The 17,659-nt window shown below is 45.9% G+C and carries 19 protein-coding genes and 1 other RNA gene; 7 read left to right on the top strand and 13 right to left on the bottom strand.

Annotation, left to right across the window (positions count from 1 at the left end):
* Positions 1-11: 11 nt before the first annotated feature.
* The 5 genes from RH45_RS11585 to rsmI form a co-directional block, all read right to left on the bottom strand.
* Positions 12-1,739 carry a peptidoglycan glycosyltransferase FtsI gene (locus tag RH45_RS11585; protein ID WP_008077338.1) on the bottom strand — a complete coding sequence of 576 codons (1,728 nt, stop codon included), beginning with the start codon at positions 1,737-1,739 and terminating at the stop codon, positions 12-14.
* A complete protein-coding gene (gene ftsL / locus RH45_RS11580) occupies positions 1,736-2,053 on the bottom strand; it encodes a cell division protein FtsL (protein WP_008077336.1) in 318 nt (105 codons plus the stop codon). Before ftsL ends, RH45_RS11585 begins: the two co-directional genes overlap by 4 nt.
* 6 nt (positions 2,054-2,059) lie before the next feature.
* Positions 2,060-3,010 carry a 16S rRNA (cytosine(1402)-N(4))-methyltransferase RsmH gene (gene rsmH, locus RH45_RS11575; RefSeq protein ID WP_008077334.1) on the bottom strand — a complete coding sequence of 317 codons (951 nt, stop codon included), beginning with the start codon at positions 3,008-3,010 and terminating at the stop codon, positions 2,060-2,062.
* A 186-nt stretch (positions 3,011-3,196) separates the two neighbouring features.
* Positions 3,197-3,578, bottom strand: an RNA gene (rnpB, locus tag RH45_RS22715) — RNase P RNA component class A.
* Positions 3,579-3,702: 124 nt separating this feature from the next.
* On the bottom strand, positions 3,703-4,566 hold the full coding sequence (gene rsmI, locus RH45_RS11570; protein WP_008077331.1) for a 16S rRNA (cytidine(1402)-2'-O)-methyltransferase: 864 nt from the start codon (positions 4,564-4,566) through the stop codon (positions 3,703-3,705).
* A 63-nt stretch (positions 4,567-4,629) separates the two neighbouring features.
* On the opposite strand from rsmI, the gene RH45_RS11565 reads away from it, so the two are divergent.
* The 4 genes from RH45_RS11565 to RH45_RS11550 are packed head-to-tail and all read left to right on the top strand — an operon-like array spanning position 4,630 to position 7,963.
* Positions 4,630-6,441: a penicillin-binding protein activator gene (locus RH45_RS11565; protein WP_008077330.1), complete on the top strand. Its 1,812-nt coding sequence runs from the start codon at positions 4,630-4,632 to the stop codon at positions 6,439-6,441.
* Complete coding sequence (locus tag RH45_RS11560; protein WP_008077329.1) at positions 6,425-6,793, top strand: YraN family protein; 369 nt, start codon at positions 6,425-6,427, stop codon at positions 6,791-6,793. The genes RH45_RS11565 and RH45_RS11560 overlap by 17 nt, the downstream gene beginning before the upstream one ends.
* A gap of 3 nt (positions 6,794-6,796) precedes the next feature.
* Positions 6,797-7,387 carry a phosphoheptose isomerase gene (locus RH45_RS11555; RefSeq protein WP_008077328.1) on the top strand — a complete coding sequence of 197 codons (591 nt, stop codon included), beginning with the start codon at positions 6,797-6,799 and terminating at the stop codon, positions 7,385-7,387.
* A gap of 3 nt (positions 7,388-7,390) precedes the next feature.
* Positions 7,391-7,963 (top strand): BON domain-containing protein, encoded by a 573-nt coding sequence (locus RH45_RS11550; RefSeq protein ID WP_008077327.1) that lies wholly within the window; start codon positions 7,391-7,393, stop codon positions 7,961-7,963.
* Between the two features lie 59 nt (positions 7,964-8,022).
* Here RH45_RS11550 and sspB read toward each other — a convergent pair whose 3' ends face one another.
* The 8 genes from sspB to zapE form a co-directional block, all read right to left on the bottom strand.
* The gene (gene sspB, locus RH45_RS11545; RefSeq protein WP_039958557.1) at positions 8,023-8,511 is read right to left on the bottom strand and encodes a ClpXP protease specificity-enhancing factor; all 489 of its coding nucleotides are present in this window, start codon (positions 8,509-8,511) and stop codon (positions 8,023-8,025) included.
* A 10-nt stretch (positions 8,512-8,521) separates the two neighbouring features.
* The gene (gene sspA / locus RH45_RS11540) at positions 8,522-9,157 is read right to left on the bottom strand and encodes a stringent starvation protein SspA (RefSeq protein ID WP_008077325.1); all 636 of its coding nucleotides are present in this window, start codon (positions 9,155-9,157) and stop codon (positions 8,522-8,524) included.
* A 97-nt stretch (positions 9,158-9,254) separates the two neighbouring features.
* A complete protein-coding gene (locus RH45_RS11535) occupies positions 9,255-9,992 on the bottom strand; it encodes a cytochrome c1 (protein WP_008077323.1) in 738 nt (245 codons plus the stop codon).
* Positions 9,989-11,254, bottom strand: a complete 1,266-nt coding sequence (locus tag RH45_RS11530) for a cytochrome b (protein ID WP_005476328.1) — start codon at positions 11,252-11,254, stop codon at positions 9,989-9,991. Before RH45_RS11530 ends, RH45_RS11535 begins: the two co-directional genes overlap by 4 nt.
* Positions 11,254-11,847, bottom strand: coding sequence for a ubiquinol-cytochrome c reductase iron-sulfur subunit (gene petA, locus RH45_RS11525; RefSeq protein WP_008077318.1), 594 nt, complete (start codon positions 11,845-11,847; stop codon positions 11,254-11,256). Before petA ends, RH45_RS11530 begins: the two co-directional genes overlap by 1 nt.
* Positions 11,848-12,180: 333 nt before the next feature.
* Positions 12,181-12,573 (bottom strand): 30S ribosomal protein S9, encoded by a 393-nt coding sequence (rpsI, locus tag RH45_RS11520; RefSeq protein WP_004415472.1) that lies wholly within the window; start codon positions 12,571-12,573, stop codon positions 12,181-12,183.
* A gap of 15 nt (positions 12,574-12,588) precedes the next feature.
* Positions 12,589-13,017 carry a 50S ribosomal protein L13 gene (gene rplM / locus RH45_RS11515; RefSeq protein ID WP_004744972.1) on the bottom strand — a complete coding sequence of 143 codons (429 nt, stop codon included), beginning with the start codon at positions 13,015-13,017 and terminating at the stop codon, positions 12,589-12,591.
* Between the two features lie 243 nt (positions 13,018-13,260).
* On the bottom strand, positions 13,261-14,364 hold the full coding sequence (gene zapE, locus RH45_RS11510; protein WP_008077312.1) for a cell division protein ZapE: 1,104 nt from the start codon (positions 14,362-14,364) through the stop codon (positions 13,261-13,263).
* A 152-nt stretch (positions 14,365-14,516) separates the two neighbouring features.
* Here zapE and zapG point away from each other — a divergent pair, with 152 nt between their 5' ends.
* The 3 genes from zapG to degS all read left to right on the top strand — a co-directional run bounded on the left by zapG (position 14,517) and on the right by degS (position 17,647).
* Complete coding sequence (gene zapG / locus RH45_RS11505; protein ID WP_008077311.1) at positions 14,517-14,975, top strand: Z-ring associated protein ZapG; 459 nt, start codon at positions 14,517-14,519, stop codon at positions 14,973-14,975.
* 121 nt (positions 14,976-15,096) lie between these two features.
* Positions 15,097-16,464, top strand: coding sequence for a DegQ family serine endoprotease (locus tag RH45_RS11500; protein WP_008077310.1), 1,368 nt, complete (start codon positions 15,097-15,099; stop codon positions 16,462-16,464).
* Between the two features lie 121 nt (positions 16,465-16,585).
* Positions 16,586-17,647 carry an outer membrane-stress sensor serine endopeptidase DegS gene (degS, locus tag RH45_RS11495; protein ID WP_008077309.1) on the top strand — a complete coding sequence of 354 codons (1,062 nt, stop codon included), beginning with the start codon at positions 16,586-16,588 and terminating at the stop codon, positions 17,645-17,647.
* Positions 17,648-17,659 lie beyond the last annotated feature (12 nt).

Here is a 17,659-nt window from a genome sequence, read left to right as displayed (position 1 = left end):
TAGCGTCTCTGTTATTTATCTTTAAATCTGTTTTCATCTGGCGCCACATTAAGAATTTGCAGCGTACCTTTCATTATCTCTGAAAAAACTGGGCCGGCCACCGAGCCGCCGTAGTAGTTATCCCCTTGTGGCTCGTTCACGACCACAACCAGAGCAACTCTAGGCTCACTTGCCGGCGCAACCCCTGCGGTATACGCGAAGTACTCATCACCATACCCACCCGCAATTGCTTTTCGCGCCGTACCCGTTTTAGCCGCTACGCGATATCCCGGTACGCCTGCTTTAGTTGCCGAGCCACCTGGCTGGGTTACCGTTTCCAGCATCGCTAAGACTTTACGGGCGATTTCATGGTCAATGACTTGCTTCGAAAAGTCCTGCTCATTATTTTCAATGATATGCACAGGTTGGTATTTACCATAGTTACCGAGAGTTGCGTATGCGTGAGCCAACTGTAAAGGCGTAATAGTCAAACCATAGCCAAACGCTAAGGTGGCTATTTCAAATTTTGACCAACGGCGGCGATTTGGGAAAATACCCTGAGTTTCACCAATCAAGTTTAACCCTGACACCTCACCGAACCCAACTGAGCTATACATACCCAGTAGCGCTTCAACCGGCATTCTTAATGCAAGCGTCGCAACACCGATGTTACTCGATTTTTTCAATATAGTGGTTAAGTCAGCTTTGCCCACTTTTGATGTATCGCGAACTCGGCTGCCACCAATTCGCATAATGCCATTACCCGTATCGATAATGGTATCGTCATCCGCAGCACCGTTTTCCAAAGCTGCCATAACAACAAATGGTTTTACGGTGGAGCCAGGTTCAAACGCATCAGTAATAACGCGGTTGCGCATTTTTGCAGACTGCAGATCAGAGCGATTGTTTGGGTTATAGGAGGGGGCATTAACCATCGCGAGGACGGCACCTGTTTTTACATCAAGCACGACAGCCGAGCCCGACGTAGCTCGGTAATCCGCAACCGCTTGTTTAATCGCCCGATACGCGATGGCTTGAACCCGTTGATCGATGGTAAGCTCTAGTGGTTTACCTTCTTCGCGCTCTTCTAATGAAATGTTTTCAACCACGCGGCCGTAGCGGTCTTTACGGATGATGCGCTTACCCGCCTCTCCGGTGAGCCATTTATCGTAACTACGCTCAACCCCTTCAAGGCCATGACCATCGATACCAGTCACCCCGACGATATGAGCACTCACCTCACCTGCGGGATAATAACGACGTGATTCAGCCTTTAAACCCACGCCAGCCAGCTTAAGCTCACGAATATAATGTGCCATCGCAGGGCTAACTTGTCGCTGTAAGTAGATAAATCGGCGTTTTTTGTTTCGCTCGATTTTATCAATCATTTCATCGCGTTTAAGCCCAAGTACATCCGCCAGTGCATGCCAACGATCTATATCGTCAAGACCACCTTTTTTGAAAATCGTCGCAGGATCAGCCCAAACCGCTTCAACAGGGACACTCACCGCTAAAGGTTCGCCATTGCGATCGGAGATGATACCTCGGGCCGAGTGAAGCGTTTTCGCCCGTACCGAACGCAGGTCTCCTTGCTTGATAAGGTTGTCAGGCTCAATAATTTGAATGTAAGCAATGCGCGTGACTAGAGCTGCGAAGGCAAGAAAAACGCAACTCAAGATGAGATTAAAACGCCAGCGAATCAATGTGTTCGGCTGGCTAGGTTTGGATGATTTAGCTGGGGTGACTTTTTTCTTACTCATGGGAGTTGAATAATGACTTCTTTGTCTGAATCGGGACGGGTCATTTCGAGATCTTGCTTAGCCACAGCTTGAACTCGGCTATGTTCAGCCAGTGCTGTTTCTTCTAGCAGCAAGTTACGCCACTCGTTGTCTAGCCGCTCACGTTCCATCAATGCCTGATCTTTTTCCGTAATGGCTTGGCGTGTATGGTGAGTGGTAAACACCACTCCCATCGCACTAGCAAAGATCAACACCAGCAGCACTAGTGGCGCTCGACCTACAGTTAATAGATCAAGGGCAATAATTTTAGCGAGATTCGGGCGGGAATTGCTCATGGGAAGTTACAGCTTTTCCGCTAAACGTAAAACAGAGCTACGAGAGCGCGCATTCATTTCCACTTCTTGCTTAGAAGGTTTGATTGCTTTGCCCACAGGTTTCAGATTTGCACTTCCCATCGCTTTGATTTGATCTTCCGTTAGAGGGATACCGTGAGGCACTTCAGGCCCCTTGCTCTCTTTACGAATAAAGCGTTTAACCATTCGATCTTCTAACGAGTGGAAGCTGATAACTGACAAACGGCCTTCTGGCGCTAGGATACTTGCAGCACCTTTCAATGCAGTATCGATCTCTTCAAGCTCACTGTTGATATAAATACGGAAGGCTTGAAAGGCTCGTGTCGCAGGGTGTTTCTTTTCTTTGAAACTCTTCGGAGCCGCTTCAGAGATAAGTTTGGCTAACTGCCCTGTACGAGTCAAAGGCTCGTTTTCTTCATTTTCGCGGTACGCAACAATCGCTTTCGCAATTCGGCGAGCATGCTTGTCTTCACCGAATTCTCGAATAACCCAAGTAATATCATCAAGATCAGCCTCTAGTAGCCACTGCGATACTGGAATACCGGATGTCGGATCCATACGCATGTCTAGCGGGCCATCTTTCATGAAACTAAAACCACGTTCGGCATCATCAAGCTGAGGAGAAGAAACACCTAAATCCAGTAACACGCCATCCACTTTACCCACCAAATCATAATCTTTGGCATAGTCTGCCATTCCAGAGAATGGACCGTGAATAATGGTAAAGCGTGGATCGTCAATTTTATTGGCTTCAGCGATAGCTTGCGGATCTCGGTCAATACTGTAAAGGCGACCATTTTCACCTAGCTTCGACAAAATCGTGCGACTATGGCCGCCACGACCGAATGTTCCATCAATATAGATACCATCGGGCTTAATCGCTAAACCATCAATGGATTCATGAAGGAGTACAGATATGTGTTTAAATGCTTCGGTCATAGTTATCTCATGTGGCTGTCGCATTGACGAATTCAGATTCTCCAGTGTACTGATTTAGTGGCGTATCGCCACCACTAGCGAGTGAGAACACGTGATTTTGCGCTAAGTTTAATGGTTGAAAAATTAATTAGGTCAATTAAAAGCAAAAAACCCATCATAACAACAAAGTTACGATGGGTCTCGAATAGGTGGAGCCGACACATAAGCCGGGTTCTGTTCCGCTTGCACGGCGGTAGCCATTCGTCTAGGCCAGCAATCACTCACTGGCTCGAGCAACCTACCCGCCTCCTTACGCGAGCAACGCAATGTGGAGGCCTATTTGGTCTTGCTTCAGGTGGAGTTTACCCTGCAACGAACTATTACTAGTCGTCCGGTGCGCTCTTACCGCACCCTTTCAGCCTTACCTGTTCCCTTACGGGCCATCGGCGGTCTTCTCTCTGCTGCACTTGTCGTAGGCTTGCGCCCCCCAGGCGTTACCTGGCACCTTGCTCTATGAAGCCCGGACTTTCCTCCCCCTTGTCAGTCTCCCGAAGGACATCAACAAAGCAGCGACTACCCAGTCAGCTCCGAGGGCGGATTGTATAGAGTTCGGGGAGCAGTGTCTAGCGAGATCACAGATTTGCTGTAAACCAAAGGTCAAGTGACTAAGGAATAGACAAAATGCGCCATCATCTCGCAGTACAGATGGGAGATTACCCTAGGTTTTCTAATCCCCACTTATAGAGAGCATTCTTTTTCAGATTATAGATTTCTGCCGTCATCGCAGCCGCTTTCTTTAGTGGCAACTCTTTGGTCAGAATGGCTAAAGTGCGCTTGACCTCTTCGGCTATCTCATCACTGGCCTCTGCTCGAAAGCCATGAATAAGAAGAGCCATCTCTCCACGCTGTTGATTTGGATCGGCCTTTACCCACTCGATCAACTCTCCAAGTGGCAACCCTTGAATCGTTTCAAACGTCTTGGTCAACTCGCGCGCCAGTACAACCTCACGCTCAGGACCAAAAATATCGAGCATATCGTCAAGAGAATCTAAAATTCGATGCGGTGACTCGTAAAAGATACAAGTCCGCTCAACTTTTGCAATTTCGAGAAATTTATCTTTGCGACCTTTGCTTTTTGCGGGTAAAAAGCCTTCAAAACTAAAGCGATCCGATGGCAAACCAGAGGCGCTCAACGCCGTAATCACGGCACACGCACCAGGAAGTGGAACAACTTTAACCCCAGCTTGACGACATTTTGTTACCAAATGGTACCCTGGATCACTAATTAGTGGTGTACCAGCATCAGAAACCAACGCAATTGAGTGCCCCGCCATAAGTTTCTCAACCAACACTTGCGCTTTTTGCTGTTCGTTATGATCATGCAAAGCAAATGTCTTGGTTTGAATATTAAAGTGAGACAAGAGTTTCCCAGTATGACGAGTATCTTCAGCTGCAATTAGGTCAACCGTTGATAACACATCGATTGCACGTTGAGTGATATCGCCTAAATTGCCGATGGGAGTCGGCACAATATAGAGAGTTGGGACCTCAGTTGGTAAGGTTTTGTTATCTGTCATTTGTTTACCATCACTTCAACGATTAATATAGACACAATTTAGTACGGAATTAACTAAGAACTCATGGCCATGAAAAACCATAAGCGACTCAGTGTAACACGCTTAATCACTCCTGTAGCCCTTGCCGTTGCATTAACCGCATGTAGCTCAGGCCCATCAACCCCTCAATCGGTTGATATTACCTTAGACCCGAACCAGGCTGTTCAGACCTACTTGATGCGCGCAGACAGCAGCACAGGCAGTTTACAAAATGACTGGTTAATCATGGCGCTAAAAGCGTCTATTGATGCGAACGATGCCTCTCAAGCAGAGCTATTGATTAAGCGCTTGTCTCGTCAACAATTGTCAGACATGCAACAGGCTGAATGGCAACTCGCCCGTGCCGATTTGCTGCTGACTCAAGAGCAATACGATGAAGCGCTTGCGCAATTAAACTTCCGCCCTGAATGGCAAATAGCCGACGCTCAGTGGAAAGAATACCACCAGCTGCGTAGCTCGTTATTCTTGAAACAAAGTGATTACTTCAATGCCGCACGCGAACTGAGCTTAGAAAGCGAATTTTCTGCGCAGGCTGAGCAACAATTACTCGCCGACAGTGTTTGGAACAACTTGGCGCTGTCCAAATCACAAGTCAAACTACAAGCTGGCCGTGAAAGTAATCTTATTTTTGCGGGTTGGCTACAGTTAGCCTCTTACAGCAATACCTTAGCAGCTTCACTGCCTCAACTTCAGTCAGAGCTTGAGCAGTGGCTAAAAGCTAACCCTGCACATCCGGCTGCAGTGTACACCCCTAAAGCCATTACTGAGATATTGCAACTCGAAGTGAGTAAACCCTTACATACTGCGTTACTGCTACCATTGACTGGCAAGTTTGCTAAGCAGTCAAAGCTCATCCGCGACGGTTTTCTGTTGGAGATGATGAATGACAAAGAGCGTGATAAAGACGCGACCCTGACGGTTGTTGACACTAACACAACATCAATTGAAGAGTTTGAAGCGCAGCTGGTCGAAAAAAATATCGACTTTGTGGTTGGCCCACTGATTAAAGAGAACATCGAGAAACTTCAGAGAGCAGATGACAATTTTTCGAAATCAGTACCTATGCTTGCACTGAACATTCCTGAAGATATCGAAGCGAATACCAACACCTGCTACCTCGCTTTATCACCAGAACAAGAAGTGGCACAAGCGGCAAAACATCTGTTTGAAGAAGGTTACCAGTTCCCATTGGTACTGGCTCCTCAAGGCCGTTTAGGCGATCGCGTAGTTGCAGCATTTAAATCTGAATGGACAAAGTACAGTGACAACAAAGTCGACGTAAATCGTTTTGGCAACAAACGTCAGCTACAGCGCAATATCAATCAAGTGTTTGGCTTACAAGAGAGCCAGCAACATATCGCTCAAATGGAGGCGCTGCTCAGTGTTCCTCTTGAGACTCAACCGAGAAGTCGCCGTGATATTGATGCGGTATATATTCTTGCCAATAGCGCAGAATTAACCTTGATTAAGCCATTTATTGAAGTCGCAATTAATCCCGATACCACACCACCGAAACTATTCTCCAACTCACGCAGTAATAGTGGTCAAGAGCAGTATGAAGATCTCACTGGTGTAAGCTATGGCGACATTCCACTCCTTATCCATCCAGATGGCAAAATTAAAGCGCAGATGGACCAATTATGGCCCAACAATTCGAATGCCAAAAAGCGCTTACAAGCGATGGGAATGGATGCTTATCGTCTGATAGATCAGCTCCCTCAGATGAAGGTTGTCCCTGGCTATACAATCGAAGGCAACATCGGTGTGTTAAGTATCGATGATAAATGCGTCGTTCAACGCGAAATCAGTTGGGCTGAATATGGTTCTGCGCAGTAAGCGCGCAACAGGCCAACAATACGAAGCCGTAGCAGAAAAGTATCTTATCAGTTGCGGCTTCTCTCTAATTGAGAGAAACTTTCTTGCCAAGGGGGGTGAGATTGATCTCATCATGCGCGATGGCTCGACCCTGGTTTTTGTCGAGGTACGCTACCGCAAGAGTCAACATTACGGACACGCAGCCGAAACAGTCACTCGCTCAAAAATAAACAAACTGATAAAAGCAGCGAACATGTGGTTGTTGAACAACGGCTTATCCGTCTATTCAACCGATTTCCGCTTTGATTTAGTCGCTATTCACCAACAAGGCGAACAAGTCGAGTGGATAAAGAACGCAATAACTCAAGGATAATCAATGCTAGACAGCATTAAAGACAGCTTTACAGAAAGTATTCAAATTCAAATTGCCGCAGCAGAGGCGCTACCAGATGCGATCACCCATGCAGCCCAAGCGATGGTTGCCAGCTTATTAAATGGCAACAAAATTTTATGTTGTGGCAATGGGGGCTCTTCTTCCAATGGTCAACAATTTGTATCCTGTTTGCTTAACCGCTTCGAGACAGAGCGACCAAGCTTGCCTGCAATGGCTTTAACCGCAGATAACACTACCCTAACCGCTGTCGCTAATGACTATCACTACGAAGAAATCTTCTCTAAGCAAGTGCGCGCTTTCGGTCAAACGGGCGATATTTTGCTGGCGATTTCTACCAGTGGTAACAGTAAGAACATCATTAAGGCGATGGAAGCCGCTGTAACAAGAGACATGACCATCATTGCGCTAACCGGCAAAGATGGTGGTGAAATGGCAGGGTTGTTGGGGGAAAACGATGTTGAAATTCGTATTCCATCTCACAGAACAGCAAGAATTCACGAAGTGCATATGGTGACACTGCACTGCTTATGCGACCTTATTGATCAAGTATTGTTTCCCGCTCACGAAGAGTAACTTATGAAGCGAATCAAAACCTTATTGATAGCTGCACTGGCGCTGAATCTGGCTGGCTGTGCTGGATTATTTGTCGCTGGTGCCGCGACAACTGCAAACCTTGTCATCGATCCTCGTACGACACAAGAAATCTGGAACGACAACAACATTGAGTTCGAAATCACCGGTTTAGGCAACAAAGCGCCTTTTAGAGGTAATGCCCGTGTGACGGCAAGTTCTTACAATGGCACCGTCATTCTCCTTGGTCAGGCAAGTACTCAAGATCTAAGTAATCAATTTGAAGAACAAGCGCGTAAAGTCAAAGGCGTCAAGACGATCCACAACCAACTCAAGATCAAGCAACCTCTTTCTGTAAGTCAGATTAGCCACGACAGCTGGATCACAACCAAGGTTAAGTCTGCGCTACTAGCCAACTCAGAGCTCAATGGGGTGAAGATTAAAGTCATCACTGAAGATAAAGAAGTTTACCTTCTCGGATACGTATCACGACAACATGCTGATCTCGCAACGGATATCGCCCGCAACACCTCAGGCGTAAAACAAGTCATTCGTGCGTTCCAATACGCAGACGAATAGATGCCATCGAGATACAAAAAAAGCAGCGATTTATCGCTGCTTTTTTATTATTCGTTTTGCTACTTAACTACACGTAGACTAGGGCGACCTTTAGGTCTCGGTGGCTCGTCGTCAGGGTGAGTTTCATTGCTTTCCGAGCTTTCAACGGATTCAGACGCGACGGATAAAGAAGATTGCTCTTCTTCAACTAGAATGTCCTCTTCTTCAATTTCACCCATGTAGGCGTCTTCAGGCTCAAACATAGTTCCAGCTCCGTTTTCACGAGCATAGATAGCTTGTACAGCATAAAGAGGCACAATCACAGAGTGAGGGCGACCACCAAATCGGGCATTGAAAGTAATCGCTTCATTGCCTAACTCTAGGTTACCCACGGCCCTTGGTGCAATATTCAGGATGATTTGGCCATCTTGAACAAACTCCTCAGGCACACGAACACCTGGCAATGTCGCCGCAACAACAAGGTGCGGCGTCAGATCATTATCCACCAACCAGTCGTAAAATGCGCGCAGCATGTACGGACGGCGTGGAGTCATGTTTGCAATATCCATCAAACGTTAATTAGCGAGATAGACGCATTTCACGTTCAGCTTCAGTCAATGAAGCAAGGAATGAATCACGCTCAAATACGCGATTCATGTAAACTTTAAGCTCTTTAGAACCAGGGCCAACCAGTTCAATACCAAGTTGTGGTAGACGCCATAGCAAAGGAGCTAGGTAACAGTCAATCAAGCTGAACTCTTCACTCATGAAGTACTCATACTCAGCGAACACAGGAGCAAGAGTAAGCAGGTCATTACGCAGTTTGTTACGAGCTGACTCAGATTCTTCTGCCGAGCCTTTTACAACCTTCTCAGCTAATGTGTACCAGTTTCTCTCAATACGGTAAATCATCAGACGGCTGTTACCACGCGCTACTGGGTATACAGGCATCAATGGTGGGTGAGGAAAACGCTCATCCAAGTATTCCATGATGATTTTAGAGTCGTAAAGCGCTAGCTCACGATCAACTAGAGTTGGTACTGTTTTGTACGGGTTAAGTTCGATAAGCTCAGCAGGTAGATTCACTTCATCTACAAGTTCTACTTCAACACTTACACCTTTCTCAGCCAGAACAATACGTACCTGATGGCTATACATATCAGATGCACTTGAAAATAGAGTCATCACAGAACGTTTATTGGCAGCTACAGCCATGGAGCCCTCCAGCACACTTACAACGATAAAAACAATGGAGGCTAAGCCTCCATTGTTAAGATTAAAAATTGGGAATTAGCACGGTATCGTAGCACAATTAGTGCACATCACGCCAATACTCTTTCTTCAGTAGTACGACTACTATGGTAAAGATAACTAGGAAACCCATTACCCACCAACCTAGAGCATGACGCTCAAGTTTAACAGGGTCACCTGAGTACTCTAGGAAGTTGACCAGGTCACGAACAGCATTGTCGTACTCTTCATCGTTCAACTCTCCCGTACCATCAGTTTCAATACCAACGACCTTCTTCACCTCTTGACCATCTACAACATGTGTTTCATAGACAGGAGAGGGAATGCCCTGCAGTTCCTCTAGAACATGTGGCATACCAACGCTTGGGAAAACGATGTTGTTAACACCAAATGGACGGCTTGGATCTGCGTAGAAAGAGCGTAAATATGTGTATAACCAGTCTGTACCGCGGACACGAGCCACAAGCGTTAGATCAGGTGGTGGAGCACCAAACCATTTTGCAGCGGATTCCTGAGGAATAGAGTTAACCATAAGGTCACCAACTTTCGCTTCCGGATCAAAGATCAGATTTTCTTTTAGCAGTTCAACTGGAATACCGATATCGCGAGCAACACGCTCATAACGTTGGTACTGTGCTGAGTGACAGCCGAAACAGTAGTTCATGAACAGTTTCGCACCATTTTGCAGTGATGCTTCATCACTCAGATCATTATTGGCTTTATCAAGTGGTACGTTCGCACCTGCTGCCATTGCCAGTGATGGCAGCATTGCAAATAAAATTACAATCCATTTTTTCATTTGAATGTCACCCTTTCTGGTAGTGGCTTAGTCGCTTCGTTCTTGCTGTAGAAGAACAGCAACACGAAGAACATGAAGTAAGCTAAGCTGAAGATCTGAGCTAATAGCGTGTAAGTTGGTGTTGCTGGTAGCGCACCAAGGATACCTAACGCGATAAAGCTGATCGTAAACTGGATGATATTGAATAAATGGAACTTACTGCGGTAGCGGTAAGAACGTACACGACAGCGGTCTAACCAAGGTAGAACAAATAGAACCGCAATCGATGCACCCATTGCGATAACACCCAATAGCTTATCTGGAACCGCACGTAGAATCGCGTAGAACGGAGTGAAATACCAAACAGGAGCAATATGCTCAGGTGTTTTCAATGGGTTAGCTGCTTCAAAGTTAGGTGGCTCTAGGAAGTAGCCGCCCATCTCTGGGTTAAAGAACAATACGTAGCAGAACAGGAACAAGAAGCCAGCGACACCAATCAAGTCCTTAACCGTACCGTAAGGATGGAATGGAACTGAGTCGATAATGTCATACTTCTTAGAGTAGTAATCGTGGAACTTGAACTGTGTTTTATAATCATCGCCCATTGTGCCTTTAGGCAGCTTGGTTTCGATACCGTCTGGGTTGTTTGAACCGACTTCGTGCAGAGCGAGTACGTGAAGAACGATAAGCAGCAGCAACACAATTGGTAGAGCGATAACGTGTAGAGCAAAGAAACGGTTCAGGGTTGCACCAGAGATTACGTAGTCACCACGAATCCACAGTGTTAAGTCATCACCAATAACAGGAATCGCGCCAAACAGAGAGATGATTACCTGAGCCCCCCAGTATGACATCTGTCCCCAAGGCAATAAGTAGCCCATGAACGCTTCAGCCATCAGCACTAGGAAGATAAGCATGCCGAAGATCCACAGTAGCTCACGTGGTTTCTGGTAAGAACCATAAATTAGGCCACGGAACATGTGCAGGTAAACAACAACGAAGAAAGCAGATGCTCCGGTAGAGTGCATGTAGCGCAGCAGCCAACCGTACTCAACATCACGCATGATGTATTCGATAGAAGCAAACGCACCATCACCAGATGGTACATAGTTCATTGTTAACCAAATACCCGTAAGGATTTGGTTAACCAAAACTAGCATTGCTAACGAACCAAATAGATACCAAAAGTTAAAGTTCTTTGGCATCGGGTATTCAGAAAGGTGCTTCTTGTACGCATTCATTGCGGGTATGCGTTTTTCTACCCAATCAAGTAGAGCTTGCATTATGCCTCCCCTCCTTCATCAACACCGATGATAATCTTGGTATCGCTCAGGTACATGTGTTTTGGAACAACTAGGTTAAGTGGTGCTGGAACACCTTGGAACACTCGACCAGCCATATCAAATTTAGAACCATGACATGGACAGAAGAAACCAGATTTCACACCCTGAACTTGCTCGCTAAAACTGTCAGGTAAATAAGTCGGTGAACAACCAAGGTGTGTACAAATACCTACAGCGACGAAGTACTCAGGCTTAATTGAGCGGTAAGCATTCTGAGCGTAAGTAGGTTGTTGCTCTTCACCAGAGGCAGGGTCACGCAGTTGTCCATCGATGGCTTTTAGACCATCCACAACCGATTGTGCACGACGGACAACCCATACAGGTTTACCACGCCATTCGACACGGACCATTTGCCCTTCTTCGAGTTTACCGATGTCTACTTCGACAGGGGCACCCGCAGCTTTGGCTTTTTCACTTGGGTTCCAAGATTTAATAAAAGGAACGGCGACAGCAGCAGCTCCAAGACCGCCAACAACAGCTGTTGTAGCAGTTAAGAAACGTCTGCGACCGTTATTTAAAGGCGCATTGCTCATCCAAACATTCTCCCATTTGCTCCTTGTGGACTTATTGTTATTCCGCTTAAAGAGCATGGCTAACAAAATACGAATTTAGTTGTATTTATTTGATGGCAAATGATAAATAAAACCCTACTTTTTGACAAGATAAAGCTACCTTTTTGTAACATTTGTGAGGTGAATCGCCAGTGACGTCACAAAAGGGACATAAGTAAAACAAAACTGAGGAAAAGCGGGAGCTTAGAAGGGATTTTTTTTGCGTAGAAAAACAAAAAGCTCGGCATATAGCCGAGCTTTGAACCACAATTCCAGTAACAAAACTGGAGCGGTAAATTTCCGATAAAGTGGAAATTAACGCTTAGAGAACTGTGGACGACGACGTGCTTTACGTAGACCAACTTTCTTACGTTCAACGCAACGAGCGTCACGAGTAACGTAACCAGCTGCACGTAGAGTAGGACGTAGAGACTCATCGTATTCCATTAGAGCACGTGTGATACCGTGACGGATAGCACCTGCTTGACCTGAAATACCGCCACCTTTAACAGTAACGTATAGGTCTAGTTTCTCAGTTAGTTCAACTAGCTCTAGAGGCTGTTTAACAACCATGCGAGAAGTTGGACGACCAAAGTACTCATCAAGGCTACGCTTGTTGATTACGATGTTGCCGCTACCTGGTTTAACAAAAACACGTGCAGCTGAGCTTTTGCGACGGCCAGTACCGTAGTATTGATTATCTGCCATTTTCGAAATCCCCGATTAGATGTCTAGTACTTGTGGTTGTTGAGCAACATGGTTGTGCTCAGCGCCAGCGTAAACTTTCAGCTTACGGTACATAGCACGGCCAAGAGGACCACGTGGTAGCATACCTTTAACTGCTAGTTCAAGAGCCATCTCTGGCTTGCGATCAATTAGCTTCTCGAAGCTGATTGATTTTAGGCCGCCAGGGAATTCAGTGTGACGGTAGTAAATCTTACCTTTAGCTTTGTTACCAGTTACAGTAACTTTCTCCGCGTTTACAACGATGATGTAATCACCAGTGTCGCAGTGTGGAGTGTATTCAGCTTTGTGTTTGCCACGTAGGCGAGATGCAATTTCACTTGCTAGACGGCCAAGAGTTTTACCTTCAGCGTCTACAACGTACCAGTCGCGTTTTACAGTTTCTGGTTTAGCAACGAAAGTTTTCATGCTAATAATAACCCGTTCAATAATTAAATTTACACTTAAGGAGCTTTCGCTCCCACTGACTAAGAGTCCAGTCAACACCCCTTCGAGTGGTTGGCACTCTCGACCCGTTATGTCGAAATACCTTCGATAATAAGGTCTGCAGTAACGGTGGGTCGCAGGATTATAGAGAAGTCAGTTGAAAAAATCACCTCTTTTCGGTAAAAAATTCATTTTTTTTCAACCTATAACATTTGGCGAATTTCCTCATGCTAAATGCTCTTTGGCCAGATAGTCATGGCTTTGCATTTCAATCAAACGTGATTGACAACGTTTGAACTCAAACTCGAGTTGTCCAGAGGTATAAAGCTCTTCTAATGCAACTTCAGCGGATATGATCAATTTTACGTTTCGCTCATAGAATTCATCCACTAAGGCGATAAATCGACGCGCTGCATCATCAATGGTTCTGTCCATCTGGCGTACATCTGCTAATAATACCGTGTGGTAGAGACGAGAGAGCTCAATATAGTCGTTTTGACTACGAGCCGTTTGGCAAAGTTGAGCAAAGGAGGCGTGCAGTACTCCTTCCGAAGTTTCGACTACATCAATGTGGCGATGGTTGATATCAATCACCTGCTCACCTCGACGCTGTTCGCCGACCAACTGCTCAAAATAACGATGTAAATTTTGATCCGCCTGCTCATCCAACGGGTAGTGATATATCTCTGCTTGCTCTAACGTACGTAAGCGGTAGTCGATACCGCTGTCAACATTCAAAACAATGCAGTTTTCTTGAATGAGTTTAATCGCCGGTAAAAAACGCGCGCGTTGCAAGCCGTTACGATATAAATCTTCTGGAGGAATATTAGAAGTCGCCACCAAGACAACCCCACGCTGGAACAAGGCTTGGAATAAGGTTCCGAGAATCATGGCGTCAGTAATGTCTGAAACAAAGAACTCATCAAAACATATAATTTCAGCCTCAGCTTTAAATTTGTCAGCAACGATTTCTAGCGGATCATTCACCTCCCCGAGTGCATTCAATTCATCGTGCACACGGTACATAAAACGGTGGAAATGCACCCTCATCTTCTTCTCAGACGGGAGAGCCTCAAAAAAGGTATCCATTAGATACGTTTTGCCTCGACCAACACCGCCCCAAAAGTAGAGCCCTTTCGGTGCGACAGGGGGTTGCGGCTTTTTACCGAACCAACTTTTCCAACCAGACACTTTCTCAACAGGTGTGTTTATATATTGCACAAATTGATGGTATAAAGTATCGAGTGCGGTGACAGCATGAAGCTGGGCCTCATCTTGCTGAAAACCATGCTGATTAATGTCATTTTTATAGCTGTCTAGGGGCGTCATAACTCAATTGACCTACAGAAGAAGAGTGGAAACTGCTATGTAGAGCACATGCATTTTTCTTTATCGGCTGAAGCACTCATAGTACCATGTCGTTCGAACATGTGTAACTAAGCAGTAATAAACATGTTAAATAACAACAATAAGGAGCTAATATGCCTTGGATTTACGCCCTAGTTGGTTTGCTTGTTGGTACTCTTTTAGGTGTAATTATTTCTCGTCTGACAACACCTGGATATAAAAAGCAGAAGAGTACTCAGAAAGAACTCGAAACCGCTAAGTTTGAACTGGAACAACAGAAACAAGACCTTGCCGATCACTTTGCTCAAACGGCAGAGATGCTTGACTCTCTTGGTAAGGAATACACTAAGTTGTATCAACATATGACGAAAACGTCTTCTGAGCTGCTACCTAACCTTCCTGAACAAGACAATCCATTCAATAAGAAAGTTGCTGAGCAGAGCAAAACGGAAGAGAAAACTGAGCAATCCGACACAGAGTCGAACACAAGTGAAGCACCGAAAGACTATGCTTCTGGGCCAACAGGGCTACTAAAAGAAGAGAAGAAAGAAATCCTCGATTCTGAACAAGTGGTCACGGCAAAAGCGTCTTAAACGAGAAAATTGCTGAACTTTGCAAAGGTTTTTGAGTCATAACTCCCATTGGAGCGAGTTGATCTTTTATTTTTCAGACAAATATAAGATCTCAAGCCCTTAACTTAATAGGAGTTATCAGATGAAAAAACCTTTGCTTGCATTAACCGTCCTATCTTTAAGCTTAAGTTCAATCATCACCCCGTTGTCCGCGACAGCGGCACTGCCTGCAACAGTCAATGGTGAGCAACTGCCTAGCCTCGCTCCCATGTTAGAAAAAGTGACTCCCGCAGTAGTCAGCATTTCAGTCGAAGGCACACAAGTGTCTAAACAACATATTCCTGAGCAGTTCCGCTTCTTTTTCGGGCCAGATTTTCCAACAGAGCAACTGCAAGAACGCCCCTTCAGAGGCCTAGGCTCCGGTGTTATCATCGATGCGAAAAAGGGCCACATCGTTACCAATTACCACGTTATTAATGGCGCAGAAAAAATTCGCGTCAAACTTCACGATGGCCGAGAGTATCAAGCTGAGTTAATTGGTGGCGACCAAATGTCAGATGTCGCACTGCTGAAACTAGAGAAAGCCAAGAACCTAACCGAAATAAAAATTGCCGATTCTGACAAGCTTCGTGTTGGCGACTTCAGTGTTGCAATAGGCAACCCATTTGGCTTAGGACAAACCGTAACCTCAGGTATTGTTTCTGCCCTAGGTAGAAGTGGCTTGAACTTAGAGAACTTTGAGAACTTTATTCAAACCGATGCCGCAATTAACAGCGGTAACTCGGGTGGCGCATTGGTCAATCTTAATGGCGAGCTCATCGGTATCAATACCGCTATTCTCGGGCCAAATGGTGGTAATGTCGGGATCGGTTTCGCTATACCATCCAACATGATGACCAATCTCACCGACCAAATACTGGAGTTTGGCGAAGTAAAACGCGGCATGCTTGGCGTTCAAGGTGGAGAAATCACTTCTGAGCTGGCTGAAGCACTCGGCTACGAGTCGAGTAAAGGTGCTTTTGTTAGCCAAGTCGTGCCAGACAGTGCCGCAGATAAAGGCGGTTTAGAGGCTGGTGACGTAATTACCTCTATCAATGGTAAATCCATCAACTCATTTAGTGAACTGAGAGCCAAAGTCGCTACGCTCGGTGCCGGTAAAAAGATAGAGCTTGGTGTTATTCGAGACGGTAAGCAAAAGACCTATGCAGTCACGCTAGGAGAGATGCAGAACGCTAAAGCCCCCGCTGAGAAATTGCACGAAGGTCTATCAGGTGCACAGCTGTCCAACACCAACTCTAGTGACTCAACTCAAGGTGTGAAAGTGACCTCCGTTGCAGCGGGCTCAAATGCAGCCGCTTATCAACTCGAAGAGGGGGATATCATCATTGGTGTCAACCGACAACGAGTGAAGAACCTCGCCCAGTTCCGTAAAGTCGTCGAGAAACAACCCGGCGTGCTCGCTCTCAACATTCAACGAGGCGATCGAACTCTGTACCTCGTGATTCGCTAGCGAGACAAAACGCGAACTACGCCTGAAAGGACAGCCACAAACCCGGCTGTCCTTTTATTAACCCCCGATCTAGTGCTATTCTTCAGCAACTTATTACCATCAAATGCCCAATGAGGATAGTATGCTGCAATTTTTATTGCGTTCTATAGGCTTAGGGTTGGCAACCGCAGCAATATTGTTGCTCGCGCTTCCCTCGCTACGAAGCAATATTCTTCCTCCCCTCCCTTCAAATGAAACTGAAGAGAGTGATCCGAAACAGATTTCTTTTAACCATGCAGTGCGCAATGCTGCTCCTGCCGTGGTTAACATTTACAGCCGAAAGTACACGGAAGCTGACCGCTCTAAACTGCTAACACAAGGCTTAGGCTCTGGTGTTATCGTCAGTGAAAAGGGCTATATCATTACCAACTACCACGTGGTGGCTCAAGCCGATCAAATCATTGTTGCCTTGCAAGATGGTCGTGTCGCTGCGGCGCAATTAGTCGGTAAAGACCGTCGAACTGACATCGCTATCTTGAGAGTCGAAGGTTCAAATCTACCCGTTATTCCACTTAACCCAGACTACTCACCTAAAGTCGGTGATATCGTGCTGGCGATTGGTAACCCATATAACTTAGGACAGACGACGACATTTGGCATTATTTCAGCCACAGGACGCTCATCCATCAGTGCCGATGGCCGTCAGGCGTTTATTCAAACCGACGCTGCAATTAATGAGGGCAATTCTGGTGGTGCTCTGGTGAATACCCGCGGAGAGCTGGTTGGTATCAACACCGCCTCTTTCCAGCAAGCCACTGAGCTGGAAACCTATGGCATTTCCTTTGCCATTCCATATTCGCTGGCTAACAAGATAATGGAAAAAATCATTGCCGATGGACGAGTCATTCGTGGCTACATAGGCATTGATGGCCAAGACATCAACTCGGTTACCTCGCGCTTACTAGGTAATGAACATCTTGGTGGTATCGTAGTATTAGGTGTTGACCCTAATGGCCCTGCGGCTGAAGCGGGCTTCGAAGCTCAAGACATCATCTTAAAAATTGATAATCAAAAGATTAACGGTAGACAAAGCGTCCTCGACATCGTCACTGAACTGCGACCTGGCACTGTGGTCGACGTACTTATCCTAAGAAAAGGCCAAGAGAAAACACTGCAAGTCACCATAGCGGAAGACACTCGCTAGGCACCAAAAAAA

This window comes from Vibrio sinaloensis DSM 21326, assembly GCF_000189275.1.
GTDB classification, from domain to species: Bacteria; Pseudomonadota; Gammaproteobacteria; order Enterobacterales; family Vibrionaceae; genus Vibrio; species Vibrio sinaloensis.
Note: the sequence above shows the minus strand (reverse complement) of the source record. Positions and strands in the feature narration are given on the sequence as shown.

Coding starts and splice junctions, on each gene's coding strand:
- zapE (WP_008077312.1), bottom strand. CDS start 14,364: ATGACGCCCCTAGACAGCTATAAAAATGACATTAATCAGCATGGTTTT.
- RH45_RS11550 (WP_008077327.1), top strand. CDS start 7,391: ATGAAGCGAATCAAAACCTTATTGATAGCTGCACTGGCGCTGAATCTG.
- sspA (WP_008077325.1), bottom strand. CDS start 9,157: ATGGCTGTAGCTGCCAATAAACGTTCTGTGATGACTCTATTTTCAAGT.
- rplM (WP_004744972.1), bottom strand. CDS start 13,017: ATGAAAACTTTCGTTGCTAAACCAGAAACTGTAAAACGCGACTGGTAC.
- RH45_RS11530 (WP_005476328.1), bottom strand. CDS start 11,254: ATGCAAGCTCTACTTGATTGGGTAGAAAAACGCATACCCGCAATGAAT.
- sspB (WP_039958557.1), bottom strand. CDS start 8,511: ATGGATATTGCAAACATGACTCCACGCCGTCCGTACATGCTGCGCGCA.
- ftsL (WP_008077336.1), bottom strand. CDS start 2,053: ATGAGCAATTCCCGCCCGAATCTCGCTAAAATTATTGCCCTTGATCTA.
- degS (WP_008077309.1), top strand. CDS start 16,586: ATGCTGCAATTTTTATTGCGTTCTATAGGCTTAGGGTTGGCAACCGCA.
- rpsI (WP_004415472.1), bottom strand. CDS start 12,573: ATGGCAGATAATCAATACTACGGTACTGGCCGTCGCAAAAGCTCAGCT.
- RH45_RS11535 (WP_008077323.1), bottom strand. CDS start 9,992: ATGAAAAAATGGATTGTAATTTTATTTGCAATGCTGCCATCACTGGCA.
- rsmH (WP_008077334.1), bottom strand. CDS start 3,010: ATGACCGAAGCATTTAAACACATATCTGTACTCCTTCATGAATCCATT.
- RH45_RS11500 (WP_008077310.1), top strand. CDS start 15,097: ATGAAAAAACCTTTGCTTGCATTAACCGTCCTATCTTTAAGCTTAAGT.
- rsmI (WP_008077331.1), bottom strand. CDS start 4,566: ATGACAGATAACAAAACCTTACCAACTGAGGTCCCAACTCTCTATATT.
- zapG (WP_008077311.1), top strand. CDS start 14,517: ATGCCTTGGATTTACGCCCTAGTTGGTTTGCTTGTTGGTACTCTTTTA.
- RH45_RS11555 (WP_008077328.1), top strand. CDS start 6,797: ATGCTAGACAGCATTAAAGACAGCTTTACAGAAAGTATTCAAATTCAA.
- petA (WP_008077318.1), bottom strand. CDS start 11,847: ATGAGCAATGCGCCTTTAAATAACGGTCGCAGACGTTTCTTAACTGCT.
- RH45_RS11560 (WP_008077329.1), top strand. CDS start 6,425: ATGGTTCTGCGCAGTAAGCGCGCAACAGGCCAACAATACGAAGCCGTA.
- RH45_RS11565 (WP_008077330.1), top strand. CDS start 4,630: ATGGCCATGAAAAACCATAAGCGACTCAGTGTAACACGCTTAATCACT.
- RH45_RS11585 (WP_008077338.1), bottom strand. CDS start 1,739: ATGAGTAAGAAAAAAGTCACCCCAGCTAAATCATCCAAACCTAGCCAG.